The sequence below is a fragment of the Nitrospira sp. Kam-Ns4a genome, from assembly GCF_965152595.1.
In genome coordinates this window covers 253,459-266,878 of sequence record NZ_OZ224218.1, presented here as the reverse complement: position 1 = coordinate 266,878, position 13,420 = coordinate 253,459, and the positions used below count along the sequence as shown (strand labels likewise).

Genomic DNA, 13,420 nt, shown 5'->3' with positions numbered 1-13,420 from the left:
GGCGGTATCATACGGGCTCATGACTGCCGGACGGGCGATTGTTCTGATTGCCGTGACGGGGGCCGTGGCGGTCCCGCCGGCCGCGGCCGGCCCGCTCGCAGCTCCGATCGGCGCGCTCCGTGGGTGGGACCCGGTGAGCGAGGTCAGGCCAGCGGCCGGCTCGCGCGCGCTGGATGGCCAAGAGTTGCTCACGATCGGGGATCTGCACGAGGCGCAGCACCACCTTCAGGAAGCGCTGCCCTATTACCAGCGGGCGCTGACCGCGTTTCGGGCGAAGAAGGATCGGAGCGGGGAGGCGACCGCGCTCGTGCGGATTGCCACCGTCGTCGAGCGGCAGGGGAAGTACGAGGAGGCCCGCGCTGCCCTGGAGACGGCGGTCGGGTTGCTGGCTGGGCTGGGCGACCTCGCGGCGCAGGCGCGTGCGCTGGTCCGGCTGGGCCGCGTCTCCGATCGAATGGGGCTCGAGGCGGCCAGCGAGGAGGCGTATCGTCGCGCGGGCGAGCTGTTCGAGCGGGCGCGGGACCGGGCTGGGCGGACCGAGAGCCAGATCAGGCGCGGCGGGCTGTACCTCGCCCGCGGGCGCACGGACGAGGGGCTGCACTTGTTGGAAACCGCGCTTGCCGATGCCCGTGCCCGCCAGGATGTACCCCAACAGCTCGCGGCCCTCACTGCGATCGCCGAGGGTCGAAAGCAGGATGATCGGGAAGACGCCGCCCTGGCGGCCTATGAAGAGGCCTTGCGGCTGGTGGAAGCGAGCCGGGACTGGCAGGCTGAGGGGGAGGTGCGGCTTCGCCTCGCCCGCCTGTATGCAGACGCTGGACGCTACGCGGAGGCCGCCGAGACGGCCAAGCGGGCCCTGACCCTCTACGAGTCCTTGCGGGACCGTTTGCGCGAAGCGGACACCTTGTCCCTTCTGGGCAACCTGGATCTGGCTCAAGGGAGGAGCCAGGCGGCAGTCGCGCAACATGAGCGGGCCCTGCGGCTCTATCGAGCCCTGCGCCACCGAATGCGGGAGGCAGGCAGCCTTGCCAATCTGGCCATGGCCTATGAGGCTCAGGGCCTCACCGAGGATGCCCGCGAAACCCGCGACAAGGTGCTCTTCCTCCTCCAACCCGCCACTAACTGAAGCTTCTTGACCCGCTCTCTTGTGAATGTCCGGTTTCTGAAACGGCTGCCGCCCACTGTTGCGAAAACGCTTCGATGAAGGCGGGACCAAGCCATCAATCCTTCTAATTTCCCTGATTATCTTGTAAACTTAAAAACACCAACCCTGGCACGCATGCTGCATGTCTACCTCGTCAAGTCCTAGTTAGGATCAACCGAACCGGTGGCGGTTCGCGGAGCAACTGAAAGGAGGAGCTGTCATGGCAAGCAATGGGAAAGAGATCGTGAAGGTGGCGGCGCTGGTGGCCGGTGGAACGGTGGTGGGGGCCGGGCTGGGCCTTCTCTTGGCCCCGCAGTCTGGCGCCGAGACGCGGAGACAGATCCGGCATTATGCGAAGCGGGCCAAATGGGAAGCGACGCGGTTCAGCCGCAGCGTGAAAGCCGGCGTGGAGCGGGCCATCGAGCGGAGCAAGATGCTGCTGCCGAAGAAGGAGGAGAAGCCCGCGATCGAAGCCGCCTAATGGCAGCACCCATCCGGTTCTAGGTCGGGCCGATTTCTCTCTCCAACCCATCGCCCCGACCTGGCGAGCGGCCTGAGACCGTCCGGCGGCCTCAGGCCGTTCCCTCTCTTTACGCGCTGGATCGTCCACCCCGGCTTGATCACTCCCTGGGCAGATGCTAGAGTCACCCGGCTCGTCTGAACGTGCCGGAGTGGCGGAACTGGCAGACGCCAGGGACTTAAAATCCCTTGGGCCGCAAGGCCCGTCCCGGTTCGAGCCCGGGCTCCGGCACCACTCGTTCAACAGGTCCTGTGCCGTCCCCGGTTCGAGCCCGGGTCTGCATCGGTTCCGGCTCCCCCCAGCGTCCTTCGTACGCCCAGTTTCCTCTCGAATCACGCAGCGCGCTCTTCCGGTCAATTTACGTACGCGATTTTGCGTATCTTTGGAGACTTGCCACGGCTGGCGAGTCCCGCTACTATAGCTCCCGGTCTCGGGTTCTGGAGTTGCCCGTACGGGAGGCACCTCGTGCATGGCGTTGGATGGGAGAGGGCCCAACACCCACGCCGCGGGCGGAGGAGGGGACGATGAACTACCATGGACCCAAGGCCTGGCTCAATCACTATTTCGCACGGTACGTCGGCGGCGACCGCCGCCCGGTGTTTTACGATATCCCGACGGTGTGTCCGGCGCTCGAGGAGGTGACCCGTCACTATCCGGTCATTCGCGAGGAATGCGAGCGATTGTTGGCGGCTGGGCCGGCGTTGCCTCGCTACCACGACATTGACCCGGGCGAGCGGGCGATTTCGGCCCAAGTGGACCCAGACAAGCGCTGGTCGGTGTTCATGCTGTATCTCCTGGGCTGGAAGCCGCCCGCCACGCGGGCGCACTGCCCGGAGACCTGCCGCATCCCTGACCGGGTGCCCACTCTGATCCAAGCGTTCTTCTCCGTCCTCGATCCCGGCAAGAACGTGCCGCTCCATAAAGGTCTCTATCTGGGGTATCTCCGCTATCATTTGGGGCTTCTGGTCCCGAAGGACGATCCGCCCCGGATGTACGTGAATGGCCAGGAGTATGTCTGGAAGGCCGGAGAGGCCGTGCTGTGGGACGACACGTGGCCGCATGAAGTGAAGAACTCTTGTCGCGAGAGGCGGGTGGTGCTGATCGTGGATGTGCTCCGCCCGCTGCCGTGGCTCCCGTCCCTGGTGAATCGGGTAGCGACCTTCGGGATCGCCGGTCCGTTCTACGGCCGAGCGGTGGCCCGGCGGGCTGAACGGATGGCGGCCGGAAACTTTCCAGGATTGGGCTGAGCGGGCTGTGGCCGCGCTCGGGCCGGGCGGTGGCTGGTCCGATCCTCAGGATGTCGCGGTGGATGCGGGCCTGCATGCGCCCGGCGCCGAAGTTGATTGCACTGTGCCGCTGCGGGGAGTACAATGCCTCTACGTATGCCGACCTCAGGCTCTACGCGGCTGGTGGACCCTCGTGGCTGGCTCAATCCCGGAGGCGTGACGATGAGCGCGACAAGGGCGGTCTTGGCGACGCTGGTCCTGGCGCTGGCCACGGCTGGGTGTGTGTCGAAGAGCAAATACCAGGCGGCGGTGCAGGAATCTGAGCAGGCCAGGGCCGAGTTGCAACGGGTGCAGGCCGAGCACGCCGCGATCGAGCAACAGCTCAAGGCCGTCAAAGAGGAGACCGCCCGGAAGATGGCCGACGCCGAGCGCGTGCAGGCGGAAGCTGAGCGGCTGAAAGCTGAGCGCGACAAGGAGCGGGCGGAGTTCGAGGATCGGGTCAAGGAACTCAGCGCGGAGGCGGCGACGCTGGACGGCCAACTGAAGGCCTTGCGCCGCGAATATCAGGCGGCGGAAAAAGAGCACGGCACGCTCAAGGCGACGGTCGCCCGCTACCAGAAGGAGTTGAAGGACCTGCAGCAGGACGTGGGGCGAGCAGCCGGCGGCCCCTTCGGCAAGCCGGCCCCGTCGAGCGGGCCGGCTGGTCGCTCGCTTGGTCAGGAGATGGGCACGCCGGATCGAGCGGGCCCGGAGCCGGCTCCCTTGCAGGCACAGGCTCCCAAACCCGCGCCTCCTCCCTCGGCCGCCGGCCAGGCCACCACCGGGCCTCCCAAGGGCGCCGCCGGCCCCGGGCAGAGCGGTCGCGGGCAGGAATCCGCCGCCAAGCAGGAAAGCCCGGGGTTTTTTGGGGCCATCCTCAACTGGATCTTGAGTCTGTGGCAACGACTCTTCTCGTAGCCACGGATTCGAGCCCGGCCTCTCGCCAACCTTGTACGTCCCGATTAGAGCTATCGCACGGAAGTGTGTCGGAGCCCTATGCCCCGGATGAGCCTGGCCTTGGGGGCGATCTTCGGACTGGCGGGCGTCGCGGCTGGCGCCTTCGGCGCCCATTCGCTGAAGGCCGTCCTCGCTCCGGACATGCTCGGAGTCTTTGAGACGGCCGTCCGCTACCAGATGTACCACGCGCTGGCGCTGGTCCTGGCCGGGCTCGCCGGGCTGCACTTCCGAACTGGAGCGCTCCGGGCGGCGTCCTGGATGTTTGCGATCGGGATCGCGCTGTTCTCGGGAAGCCTGTACGCGTTGGCGTTCTCCGGGATTCGATGGCTGGGGGCGCTGACACCGCTGGGCGGGGTGGCGTTCCTGGCGGGATGGGGATTACTGGCCTGGGGCTGCTGGAAAGAGTCGGGCGCTGGCGGCTAAGCCCGCGGGCGCCTCCGTGGCCGTTATTGACCGCAGGGTCCCGTCCGCTTGCCGGTGATGCTCCCCCAGGCCCCGGCGGAATTCACAAAGGTGCCTTCCAGCCGTTGCCCGCCCCCTGACAAGAGCAGGCTGTCTTCCTGAAAGCCTCCGCGGAATTCCCACCGCAGGTACACGGCATCGCCGAGGACCAGGATCTTCTGCGGTACGGCTCCCGGTGGCTTGGTGGTGCCCGGGGGCGGGAAGATGATCACCGTCTTGAGGTCCTGATGGTTCTGGTGGTTGTGGATCGTCCACTGCCAGGTGCCGCAGAGCCGGGCCAGCCCCTGAGCCACCCTGATACGTTCGGCCAGGCCGTGCAGCCGGATCCAGTCGCGGAGCGCGTCGCGCTCTGCCTCGACGGCGGCGTGGCGGATCAGCGCCTGCACTTGCAGGCTGAGGGTTGGCCGGAGCCGGACCGCCACGTACCGGGCGATGATCTCCTGGCGCACCCCCTCGGGCGGCTCGTTCGCGGCCTGCCCACCCCCCGCTCCGCCGCGCCCGTTCCAGAATTCCTCAAGGCGTCGGCGCAGGCCGGCAGCCCCTTCCCGCTCGACGAGCGCCGACCAGGACGCATCAGAGCCTACCGCCAGCGGGTAGGTCCGATCCAGGTAGGCTGCGTAGGCTTCGTAGCCTTGCGGGGACTCCCCCGAGGACGCCGGCCCGTCCGGCAACGCGCGCAGCGCGGTCTGGAGGGCGAGGGCCTGACGCAACGAGGCGGGCTCCGCCCTGGTCAACAGCCATGCCTGGTGGCGGGGCGCAGGTGCCGGGCTCGCTTGGCTGTCGGAAGGCGTCGCGCCCTCCCGGGGTGACTCCAGGCTGGCTGCAAGCTGCCAGGCGGCCAAGTCAGCGACCAGCTTCACGGCGGTGTCGGCGAACTCCTGGGAGTCTGGAACGCTTTTCTCCGCTGGCGCCTTCCCGGAGAGAGCTAGCCCGGGCTCAAGGTCCAACAGCCGGCCCAGGCGTGTCGCAAACAGCGTCAGGGCCTCCTCGTCGGAAGTGATGGCTGCGAGCCGGTCCGCCTCGGCACGAAGCGCCTCGGTGAAGTCGGGGAGGCGGGCCCAGGCGGTCGCGCCGCCCCCGAGTGCGCCGCTCACGGCAGCCAACGCTAGGATCGGAACATGCAGGGCTTCGCGCCAGGCCATTGCCATCACCCGTTTCATTCTGTGGCATTGGAGTCGAAAACTCAACCGGCGCGGCGCGGTGGGGCACCCGCGGCGGGGTAGGGAACAGTTACCGGGTCGGCGCGGCGGCCCGGTCCGCCTTAAAGCACTCAGCCAGAAAGCTCACGGTGGCGGCCCAGGCGTCCCGAGCGGCTTCCTTCCGGTAGGTGTCTGGGCGCATGTCGTTCATGAAGGCGTGGGGTGCGCCCTCGTAGACCCGGATGTCCACCCGCTTGTCGTGCTCCTGGGCTGCCTGCCGAAGCCGCTCCACCTCCTCCGCCGACACCTGGTCATCGGCACCAGGCCGATGGTAGAGCACCGGACAGGAAAGGTCCTTGAGCAGACTCGGCGGAGCGATCATTCGTCCGTAGAAGGAGACGGCACCGCGCAGCCGGCGGCGATGGCAGCCGAAGCGGAGGGCGAAGGTACCGCCCATGCCGAATCCGATCGCGCCATGGGCGTTCCGCTTGACGTGATCGAGGGTGTTGAGGAACTCGCAACAGGAGGTCAAGTCCTGAAGGACGTCGGCCTCTTTGAGCCGGCTCTGCAACAGATCGGCGACCTCGACGCTAGCCGTCACCATGCCGCCCTGCCGGACGTAGAGATTGGGCACCAGGACAGTGTAGCCTTCGCAGGCCAGACGGATGGCGAACTCCTTGACCTGCGCGTTCAATCCCCAGCGCTCGTGCAACAGGATGAGGCCTGGATAGGCGGCCTTCTCTTGCGGGAAGAAGACCAGCCCTTCGACCTGGACCCCCTTGGGCATCAGGGTCTTGGCGTAGGGGTTGGTGATCATATCCGAGACATGCGGAATCGGCGCCCCGCTGGGAAACCGGACCGGGCCAGATCCGATCTGCTGGGGCGAGAAGCGCGGGCTGGGCTCTGACATGGCTCTTCCTGTCTCGCGGTCTGGGTCAGGGCTCGCCAATCGGGATTCTGGTGCGATTGGGGGGCGTCTGCTTGCGGACGACCTACTATAACGAGGGGGTTCCGGGCCTGTCAACCACGGGGCCGGCGGTTGACCGGCTGGACTGGGGCGGTTACAATGCCGCAGTGGTTCGGCCTCTAAGGGATGGCACGGAGCCCGGAGAGGCGTGGGAGAGGAGGTGCCATGTGGGCAACAAGTTGTATGTCGGAAGCTTACCCTACTCGGTCACGGATCAGCAGCTCCAGGATCTGTTTGCACAGCATGGGACGGTCGTCTCCGCCAAGGTGATTACGGACCGGTTTACGGGACGGTCTCGCGGGTTCGGATTCGTCGAAATGTCAACGTCCGAGGAAGCCCAGAAGGCCATTGCAGCCCTGAACGGGACGCAGTACGAGGGCCGGTCCCTTGTCGTCAACGAAGCGAAGCCCCAGGAGCGGCGGGAACGGACCTGGGGCGGCGGCGCGACCGGCCCGGGCGCCGATCAGAGCGGGGCCAGGCGGTACTGACGAGCTGCCGACGACCTATTGCTGAAGATCCGGGGCCGTGGATGACACGGCCCCTTTTGTTTGGGCATCCCGGTCGCCGGACGCGGAGGGAGGAGGTGAAGCCAGTCGCCATCGGACTCGTCGGCCTGGGGCGGCACGGGATGCGGTACGCTCGACACCTGCTGGAGCCACTGCCCCAGGCCCGGCTGGTGGCGGTGTGCCGGCGCGATCCGATCCACGGCGCCGCTTTTGCCTCCGAACACGGACTCCGCTTTCACCAGGACTACCGCGCCCTTGTCGCTGATCCCGCCGTCGAAGCGGTCGTGGTGGTGACCCCGCCGTCTCTGACCCGCGCCATCTGCCTGGAGGCGGTCCGGGCGCGCAAGCCCATCCTGATCGAGAAGCCGCTGGCGACCGGCGGGTCCGACGCCCGTGAGATGGTCGAGGCGGCCGACGCGGCAGGGGTTCCCCTCATGACCGCGCAGACCCTCCGCTTCGATCCTGCCATCGTGGCGCTGAAGGCCGAGCTCGCGTCGGCGGGGCCACGCCGGTACCTCGTCTTGACGAGCCGGATGGAGCATCGGCCCGACCTCCGGGGAGAGGCGACCCACTACGCCGGACGCGGCGTCTTGCTGGAGGTCGGCATTCACCTGCTCGATCTGGTGCGGTTCCTGACCGGCGAGGAAGTGGCGGAAGTCCGGTGCGAGATGGACCCCTCGCCCTCCGACGGCCCCGAGGACCGGGCGGTCGTCAGCCTGCGGACCGGCAGCGGCTTGCCAGTGCTAGTGGAGGTATCCCGTGTGGCGGCGGGGCGCGTGTGCCGGGCTGAATGGATCGGGGGGCAGGCGCAACTGATCGCGGATTGGGCGCGGCACCGGCTGGTGCGAATCACCGAGGGCTCGAAAGAGGAGGAACAACCGGTGGAGGGTCCGCCTTCCGTGGTCGCCGTGCTCCGGGCATTCACGGACGGCTTGCTGCGCGGGACGCCCATGCCAGTGACCGGCCTGGATGGGCAGCGGGCGGTGGAGATCGCCGACGCCTGTTATGAGTCGGCAGCGGCCGGCCGGACGATCCGGTTGGCAGGCTCGCCCTAACCTTACGTCTCCGCCACGATGTGGGTGTCGGTCTCCTCGACCCCTTCGATCGTGTGGATCTTCGTGATCACCACGTCTGAGAGCGCCTTCTCGTCGGCGACGTTGACGAAGCTGAAAATGTCTGGCTGGCCGAAGCAGGGGTGCGCCTGTTCCACGCCGGGAATCTTCTTCAGCGACTTCAGGACGTCCTTCGTCTTCCCGGCCTTCACCTTGATCAGCACGTAGGCTTTGGTTGCCATGGCAGGCCTCCTCTCTGCGTGGCGACGCGCGGAACGCGCGCCCGATCATACCAGGGTTGGTCGGGGGATGAAAGCCCGGCGCCTGGCATCGCGCGGCGCCGCTCCGCGTAGACGGCGTGGAGGTCCCGTCCTCGGCTCGCAAGGTGCTGGCGGGCCGTGACGAAGGTCTTGGCGAGCAGTTCGAAGTCGGGCCGGCCGACGTTGTAGGCCCGGAACGCCTCTTCCAGCCCGGGCCGCTGCCACACGGCGGGATCGGCCGCGTAGTCCACGACCGCCTCCAGGGTCTGGGAAGTCCAGCCATCCGAACGAAAGTGGGCCAGCGCCGTCTCGGCCCGATCCCCAAGCTTGCCCGCCAACGCCTCGCGCAACAGGGCCTGCACGGCGGGGGCGGGACTCTTCATGAAGGCGGCCTGGAACTGGATCAGCGCCTTGATGAGCTGCTGGGCCTGCGGGCTGGATTCGGGGGGCAGCGCCTCGGCCTCCTCGAAGGCGGCGAGCAGGGCCATGATCGTCCCGACCTGCTGGGGCGAGGCGCGGCCTGGGGCCCGCGCCGGGAACCCGCCCGCGGGCTGAACCAAGGCCGGCGGGGTGAAGACCTCGTTCGCGTTGCTAAAGGAGCCGCCCGGGGTCGGGCCGCCCGCGATCACGTAGATCCGGTCGCGGACCACCGCGGCGCCGAGGCCGTGACGTCCGGTCGGCATCGGGGCCAGCGCCTGCCAACGGTCTGCCGCTGGATCGTAGGCTTCGTTCGTCCGGAAGGTGCCGGCGGGCGCCTCGCCACCGAAGACGTAGATCAGCCCGCCCAGCACCGCTGCGGCAATGCCGCTCCGCGCGGTTGGGAGATCCGCCGTGCGGGTCCAGCGATCCGTCGCCGGGTCGTAGGCCTCCGTGACCGCGAGGTTGCGTCCGTAGTCCCGCTCGAGCCGGCCCCCGATGGCGTAGAGGCGGCCGCCGAGGGCGACGGCGGCCAGATGGTCTCGGGCAGTCGGCAGCGGGGCCAGCGCAGTCCAGCGGTTTGTGGCCGGATCATAGACCTCCACGGCCGCCGTGTTGCCGGCTGTCCCGTACCCGCCGATCGCATAGAGCCGTCCGGCGTACTCGGCCACCGCCAGGGCGCCCCGCGGCGTCGACATGGGCGGGCCCTCCCTCCAGGCGTTGGTCTCGGGGTCGTAGATGTACAGGCTGGCGACCGGATCCCAGGCCGAGACCAGCGTGGGATGAAATCCCCCGACGACGTAGAGCCGGCCGCCGACCGCCGCGGCGCCGGCGTGGTGCAGCGGGACGGGCAGCTCGGCCTTCGCCATCCAGCGGTCGCCGGCCGGGTCGTAGGCCTCGACCGCCCGGCTCACGGTCAGGCGCGCCAGGTTGCCGAGCCGGGGCTCCTCGAAGCCGCCGATTACGTAGATGTGGCCGGCCAGCGCGGCGACCGCCACTTCGGTGCGCTTGGTCGGCGCGGGCGCAGCCGCGCTCCAGGTCCCCGCTGCGGACCCAGGAGCGTCGGCCCGGGCCGCCGTACTGAAAATGACCGTCCAGAGCAGCGCCAGCGCCGTCCCCGCACTCGTCGCGAGCATGCGCGTCCCCTGCCTCCTGCCTCCCCCGCTCTCGCGTACCCTCACTAAGGAGGAACCCCGGTGGCATTATACCTGAATCGAGCCGGCGTGTTGAAAAGACGGAAGGCCCCCGCCTATAATCCCGCCCCGACCAAGCGAATAGCGAGTGGCCAATAGCAAGTGGCTCCGAGCGAGTGGCTGTTCGCTGCGGCTGTCGGCTTGGGGGACATCGTGCTGGCCAAAGTGATGAGCGCCGCGCTGGTCGGGCTGGAAGCGCACCTCGTTGAGGTCGAGGTGGACATCAGCGGCGGATTGCCGCAGTTTTCAGTCGTCGGTCTCCCGGACGCCACGGTCCGTGAAAGCCGCGACCGCGTCCGCTCCGCGCTGAAGAACGCGGGCTTCACGTTTCCGGTCAAGCGCATCACCGTGAATCTTGCGCCCGCCGATCTTAAGAAGGAAGGATCGGGGTTGGACCTCGCGATCGCGGTCGGCATTCTCGTCGCCGAGAAGATCATCCCGCCCGAGGCGGCGGCCAGCTATGTCCTGGTCGGGGAGCTGTCGCTGGACGGTGCGGTCAAGCCAATACCCGGGGCGCTGTCCATCGGCATGGCCTGTCGGGGCGCGGCGCCGGTGCTGCTGCCCGTGGACAACGCGCGCGAAGCCGCGCTCGTCGAGGGAGTGCGGGCCGTTCCGGTGCGGACCCTGCCCGAGGCCGTGGAGTTTCTGACGGGAAGCCGGGCGATCGACCCGGCCACGGTAGACCGCGGCGCGCTGCTTGCCCGGATAGAGAGCGAGGAAGACGACTTTGCGGATGTGCGGGGGCAGGAGCAGGCGAAGCGCGCGCTTGAAGTGGCCGCGGCCGGCGGGCACAATGTCCTGATGATCGGTCCGCCCGGCTCCGGCAAGACGATGTTGGCGCGCCGGCTGCCGGGGATCTTGCCGCCGCTGCAGCCGGAGGAGGCGCTCGAGACCACGCGGGTGTACAGCGTGGCGGGGCTGTTGACCCCCGTCAGTCCGCTGGTGACGGCCCGGCCCTTCCGTGCGCCGCACCACAGCATCTCGGACGCGGGGTTGATCGGCGGCGGCACCATCCCGCGGCCTGGGGAGGTGTCGCTCGCCCACCACGGCGTGCTGTTTCTGGACGAGGTGGCCGAGTTCAAGCGCTCGGTGCTAGACGGCCTCCGGCAGCCGCTGGAAGACGGACAGGTCGTGCTGGCCCGTGCCAACGCCACGGTGCGCTATCCGGCGCGCGTTATGCTCGTAGCGGCGATGAATCCCTGTCCCTGTGGCTACTACGGAGACCGCGCCCGCGAGTGCCTGTGCACGCCGCAGCAGATCCGTCGGTACCGGGCGCGGATTTCCGGGCCGCTGATGGACCGGCTCGACATTCAGATCGAGGTCCCGGCCGTGCCGGTCGGAGAACTGGGCCGCGAGGGCGGGCAGGAATCCTCGGCGGCGATCCGCACGCGCGTCGCTGCCGCCCGGGCCAGGCAGACGGCCCGGCTGGTCCGCAGCGGGATCTACTGTAACGCGCAGCTCAGGCCCCGGTACCTGAAGCAGTACTGCCCGGTCGGGGAGGAGGGGCGGCGGCTGCTGGAGCAGGCGATGGTCCGGCTAGGGTTGTCCGCCCGCGCGTACGGCCGTATCCTACGCGTGGCGCGGACCATCGCCGACCTGGCCGCCTCCGACCGGATCGAGCCGGCGCATCTTGCGGAGGCCATTCAGTATCGGACCCTGGACCGGCGAAGCGAGCTGTGAGCGGATGCCGTCCATGCATAGCCTGAAGATCTTCACCTGGTGGTTCTTTGTTGGCGCAACGATGGCGCTCGGCGTCATTATGGTCCAGGGGGGGCTCCGCGAAGTGATGCAGGCGCAGGGCTCCTTCTGGGAGGTCAAGCTTATCGAAATCCTGACCGCCGTGACGGGCGGTGGCCTGCTCGGCGGTTGTATCGCCCTGATCCTCGACCGGATCAAGAAGCCGTGACGGCCGGCCTGTCAACGGGATGCTGCCGCGACGGGGGAACAACCGATGGATATGGTGATTGGGTCGAACCTGTACCGGAACGCCGATGGCACCGTGGAGATCGAGGGGCTTCCCCAGATCACGGTTGTCCTGAGGAAATCCGGTGGACCGCTGGTAAGCTTCGTGGCCTACGACGACATGGGTCGCGTGACCGGGAAGATCATTGACAGCACGATGGCCTTCAACGAGCGCCGCGCGCTGGAGCTCACGAAGTCGGCGACCGGGGTGCTCGTCAGGAACACCGAGACAGGCCGGGTGGTGCTGCAGGTTGACGTCAAGGAGGATGGCCGGGTCGTGATTCCGCAGGCGGAGTTCCTGACCGTCAAGGCCCACCTGCTCAAGGTGACACCGACCGAGTGGACGCTCGAGCAGAAGCGGATGAGCGGAGGAGACAGCGACCTCGGCGGCAAGCCGGTCGCGATCGGATGATCCGTGGAAAACAGGCGCGGGATCTCCGCCGCCCCGCGCCTGTCTCACCGTCTCGACTTGCGCTGAGATCTCAGCCCTGGATCGTGATCCGCCGTGGCTTCGCTTCCTCGCGTTTCGGAAGCTGGATGGCCAGCACGCCGTCCTTATACGTGGCCGAGGCCTTCTCGTGGTCCACGTGGGCTGGGATCGCGAACGATCGCGAGAACGTCCCCCAGCTCAGCTCGCGCACGAGGTAAGTCCGGTTCTCCGAGGCGTCCGGCTTCCGTTCGCCTCGGACGGTCAGCACGCCGTCCTCCGCCACGATCTCGACGTCCTTGGCCTCCATGCCCGGAATCGCCATCTGCACGCAGAAGCCTTGCTCGTCCTCGTACACGTTGCACGCCGGGGCCCAGTTTGCCGCCGAGACAGCTCGCAGGGCGTCGGTCAGAAACCTGTCCTCTTGCAGGTCAAACGGAGTAGAGGTTGCCAGCATCATGGGTGCCCTCCCTTCCACGCTTATCTGGGTGCACCGGACAACCCATCGCTTTTTTTCGCAATGGGGCATTCGCGCACTGGGTCGCGGCGCGGCTGGCCGCCTCCTCTTGGGTTCGGTGCGCGCTCGTGTCACCCGGTGCCCCGAGAGCCGCTTACGGGATGTTACGGGCTTGAGATAACGCGTTTCCTCAGGGGGCAAGGGACCCCGGCGGCGGAGGCCTTCGCGCTCAGGCGAGTTTGATTTCGATCTGCTTGGGCTGAGCCTTCTCGGACTTGGGCAAGTACAGGCAGAGGAGCCCGTCCTTAAACTCGGCTCGGACCTTGGCTTCATTCACGTCGTCGGGCACCGTGAAGCTCCGGGCAAAGGTGCCGTAGGCCCGCTCCACCCGGTGGTACTTCCTTCCCTTGTCCTCCGCCTCTTGCCGTCGCTCCCCCTGAAAGGTCAGGACTCCATCCTGGACGGTGACCTTGAGATCTTCCTTTTTGACCTCCGGCAGTTCCGCCTTGATGAGGTACTCCTTGTCTGTCTCGCAGATGTCCACAGCCGGCATCCAGTCGGCGACGCTCAGGGTCTCGCGCCCGGTCTCTCGCCGGTGTGCTGGCGGGCTGAACAACAGGCGATTGAGCCGGTCCGCCATGTCTTCCAGCTCCCGAAACGGATCCAACCTGGCCGCGTCCATCGGTGTCACC

16 protein-coding genes and 1 tRNA gene are annotated in these 13,420 nt (G+C 67.8%); 11 read left to right on the top strand and 6 right to left on the bottom strand.

Features of this window, described 5'->3' with window-relative positions; all coding sequences use genetic code 11:
- The first annotated feature begins 19 nt into the window (after positions 1 to 19).
- From ACWHYQ_RS01340 to ACWHYQ_RS01315, 6 genes are all read left to right on the top strand, one after another.
- The gene (locus tag ACWHYQ_RS01340) at positions 20 to 1,126 is read left to right on the top strand and encodes a tetratricopeptide repeat protein (RefSeq protein ID WP_447973976.1); all 1,107 of its coding nucleotides are present in this window, start codon (positions 20 to 22) and stop codon (positions 1,124 to 1,126) included.
- Between the two features lie 238 nt (positions 1,127 to 1,364).
- Positions 1,365 to 1,625 (top strand): YtxH domain-containing protein, encoded by a 261-nt coding sequence (locus ACWHYQ_RS01335; protein WP_447973975.1) that lies wholly within the window; start codon positions 1,365 to 1,367, stop codon positions 1,623 to 1,625.
- Positions 1,626 to 1,809: 184 nt separating this feature from the next.
- Positions 1,810 to 1,898, top strand: a tRNA-Leu gene (locus ACWHYQ_RS01330).
- Positions 1,899 to 2,188: 290 nt separating this feature from the next.
- Positions 2,189 to 2,911, top strand: a complete 723-nt coding sequence (locus ACWHYQ_RS01325) for an aspartyl/asparaginyl beta-hydroxylase domain-containing protein (protein ID WP_447973974.1) — start codon at positions 2,189 to 2,191, stop codon at positions 2,909 to 2,911.
- Positions 2,912 to 3,112: 201 nt separating this feature from the next.
- Positions 3,113 to 3,847, top strand: coding sequence for a hypothetical protein (locus ACWHYQ_RS01320; protein WP_447973973.1), 735 nt, complete (start codon positions 3,113 to 3,115; stop codon positions 3,845 to 3,847).
- A 78-nt stretch (positions 3,848 to 3,925) separates the two neighbouring features.
- Positions 3,926 to 4,309, top strand: a complete 384-nt coding sequence (locus tag ACWHYQ_RS01315; RefSeq protein WP_447973972.1) for a DUF423 domain-containing protein — start codon at positions 3,926 to 3,928, stop codon at positions 4,307 to 4,309.
- A gap of 23 nt (positions 4,310 to 4,332) precedes the next feature.
- Here ACWHYQ_RS01315 and ACWHYQ_RS01310 read toward each other — a convergent pair whose 3' ends face one another.
- Positions 4,333 to 5,496, bottom strand: a complete 1,164-nt coding sequence (locus tag ACWHYQ_RS01310) for a hypothetical protein (protein WP_447973971.1) — start codon at positions 5,494 to 5,496, stop codon at positions 4,333 to 4,335.
- 82 nt (positions 5,497 to 5,578) lie between these two features.
- Positions 5,579 to 6,397, bottom strand: coding sequence for a dienelactone hydrolase family protein (locus tag ACWHYQ_RS01305; RefSeq protein ID WP_447973970.1), 819 nt, complete (start codon positions 6,395 to 6,397; stop codon positions 5,579 to 5,581).
- 224 nt (positions 6,398 to 6,621) lie between these two features.
- On the opposite strand from ACWHYQ_RS01305, the gene ACWHYQ_RS01300 reads away from it, so the two are divergent.
- Both ACWHYQ_RS01300 and ACWHYQ_RS01295 read left to right on the top strand, forming a co-directional pair.
- Positions 6,622 to 6,942: an RNA recognition motif domain-containing protein gene (locus tag ACWHYQ_RS01300; protein ID WP_447973969.1), complete on the top strand. Its 321-nt coding sequence runs from the start codon at positions 6,622 to 6,624 to the stop codon at positions 6,940 to 6,942.
- A 95-nt stretch (positions 6,943 to 7,037) separates the two neighbouring features.
- Positions 7,038 to 8,015 carry a Gfo/Idh/MocA family protein gene (locus ACWHYQ_RS01295; RefSeq protein WP_447973968.1) on the top strand — a complete coding sequence of 326 codons (978 nt, stop codon included), beginning with the start codon at positions 7,038 to 7,040 and terminating at the stop codon, positions 8,013 to 8,015.
- A gap of 2 nt (positions 8,016 to 8,017) precedes the next feature.
- Here ACWHYQ_RS01295 and ACWHYQ_RS01290 read toward each other — a convergent pair whose 3' ends face one another.
- Positions 8,018 to 8,254: an Lrp/AsnC family transcriptional regulator gene (locus ACWHYQ_RS01290; RefSeq protein ID WP_447973967.1), complete on the bottom strand. Its 237-nt coding sequence runs from the start codon at positions 8,252 to 8,254 to the stop codon at positions 8,018 to 8,020.
- Complete coding sequence (locus ACWHYQ_RS01285; protein WP_447973966.1) at positions 8,230 to 9,825, bottom strand: Kelch repeat-containing protein; 1,596 nt, start codon at positions 9,823 to 9,825, stop codon at positions 8,230 to 8,232. Before ACWHYQ_RS01285 ends, ACWHYQ_RS01290 begins: the two co-directional genes overlap by 25 nt.
- A gap of 210 nt (positions 9,826 to 10,035) precedes the next feature.
- Between ACWHYQ_RS01285 and ACWHYQ_RS01280 the strand changes: the two genes are divergently transcribed.
- The 3 genes from ACWHYQ_RS01280 to ACWHYQ_RS01270 are packed head-to-tail and all read left to right on the top strand — an operon-like array spanning position 10,036 to position 12,256.
- Positions 10,036 to 11,562: a YifB family Mg chelatase-like AAA ATPase gene (locus ACWHYQ_RS01280; protein WP_447975501.1), complete on the top strand. Its 1,527-nt coding sequence runs from the start codon at positions 10,036 to 10,038 to the stop codon at positions 11,560 to 11,562.
- A gap of 13 nt (positions 11,563 to 11,575) precedes the next feature.
- Positions 11,576 to 11,788 carry a hypothetical protein gene (locus ACWHYQ_RS01275; protein WP_447973965.1) on the top strand — a complete coding sequence of 71 codons (213 nt, stop codon included), beginning with the start codon at positions 11,576 to 11,578 and terminating at the stop codon, positions 11,786 to 11,788.
- 45 nt (positions 11,789 to 11,833) lie between these two features.
- On the top strand, positions 11,834 to 12,256 hold the full coding sequence (locus ACWHYQ_RS01270; RefSeq protein WP_447973964.1) for a hypothetical protein: 423 nt from the start codon (positions 11,834 to 11,836) through the stop codon (positions 12,254 to 12,256).
- 70 nt (positions 12,257 to 12,326) lie between these two features.
- Here ACWHYQ_RS01270 and ACWHYQ_RS01265 read toward each other — a convergent pair whose 3' ends face one another.
- Together ACWHYQ_RS01265 and ACWHYQ_RS01260 are read right to left on the bottom strand one after the other, a co-directional pair.
- On the bottom strand, positions 12,327 to 12,731 hold the full coding sequence (locus tag ACWHYQ_RS01265) for an Hsp20/alpha crystallin family protein (RefSeq protein WP_447973963.1): 405 nt from the start codon (positions 12,729 to 12,731) through the stop codon (positions 12,327 to 12,329).
- A 226-nt stretch (positions 12,732 to 12,957) separates the two neighbouring features.
- A complete protein-coding gene (locus ACWHYQ_RS01260; RefSeq protein WP_447975500.1) occupies positions 12,958 to 13,410 on the bottom strand; it encodes an Hsp20/alpha crystallin family protein in 453 nt (150 codons plus the stop codon).
- Positions 13,411 to 13,420: the final 10 nt, after the last annotated feature.

Bases quoted from the DNA above. Each gene is read 5' to 3' on its own strand.
- ACWHYQ_RS01340 (WP_447973976.1), top strand. From the start codon at position 20: ATGACTGCCGGACGGGCGATTGTTCTGATTGCCGTGACGGGGGCCGTG.
- ACWHYQ_RS01275 (WP_447973965.1), top strand. From the start codon at position 11,576: ATGCATAGCCTGAAGATCTTCACCTGGTGGTTCTTTGTTGGCGCAACG.
- ACWHYQ_RS01270 (WP_447973964.1), top strand. From the start codon at position 11,834: ATGGATATGGTGATTGGGTCGAACCTGTACCGGAACGCCGATGGCACC.
- ACWHYQ_RS01305 (WP_447973970.1), bottom strand. From the start codon at position 6,397: ATGTCAGAGCCCAGCCCGCGCTTCTCGCCCCAGCAGATCGGATCTGGC.
- ACWHYQ_RS01285 (WP_447973966.1), bottom strand. From the start codon at position 9,825: ATGCTCGCGACGAGTGCGGGGACGGCGCTGGCGCTGCTCTGGACGGTC.
- ACWHYQ_RS01310 (WP_447973971.1), bottom strand. From the start codon at position 5,496: ATGGCAATGGCCTGGCGCGAAGCCCTGCATGTTCCGATCCTAGCGTTG.
- ACWHYQ_RS01335 (WP_447973975.1), top strand. From the start codon at position 1,365: ATGGCAAGCAATGGGAAAGAGATCGTGAAGGTGGCGGCGCTGGTGGCC.
- ACWHYQ_RS01265 (WP_447973963.1), bottom strand. From the start codon at position 12,731: ATGATGCTGGCAACCTCTACTCCGTTTGACCTGCAAGAGGACAGGTTT.
- ACWHYQ_RS01260 (WP_447975500.1), bottom strand. From the start codon at position 13,410: ATGGACGCGGCCAGGTTGGATCCGTTTCGGGAGCTGGAAGACATGGCG.
- ACWHYQ_RS01290 (WP_447973967.1), bottom strand. From the start codon at position 8,254: ATGGCAACCAAAGCCTACGTGCTGATCAAGGTGAAGGCCGGGAAGACG.
- ACWHYQ_RS01325 (WP_447973974.1), top strand. From the start codon at position 2,189: ATGAACTACCATGGACCCAAGGCCTGGCTCAATCACTATTTCGCACGG.
- ACWHYQ_RS01320 (WP_447973973.1), top strand. From the start codon at position 3,113: ATGAGCGCGACAAGGGCGGTCTTGGCGACGCTGGTCCTGGCGCTGGCC.
- ACWHYQ_RS01315 (WP_447973972.1), top strand. From the start codon at position 3,926: ATGCCCCGGATGAGCCTGGCCTTGGGGGCGATCTTCGGACTGGCGGGC.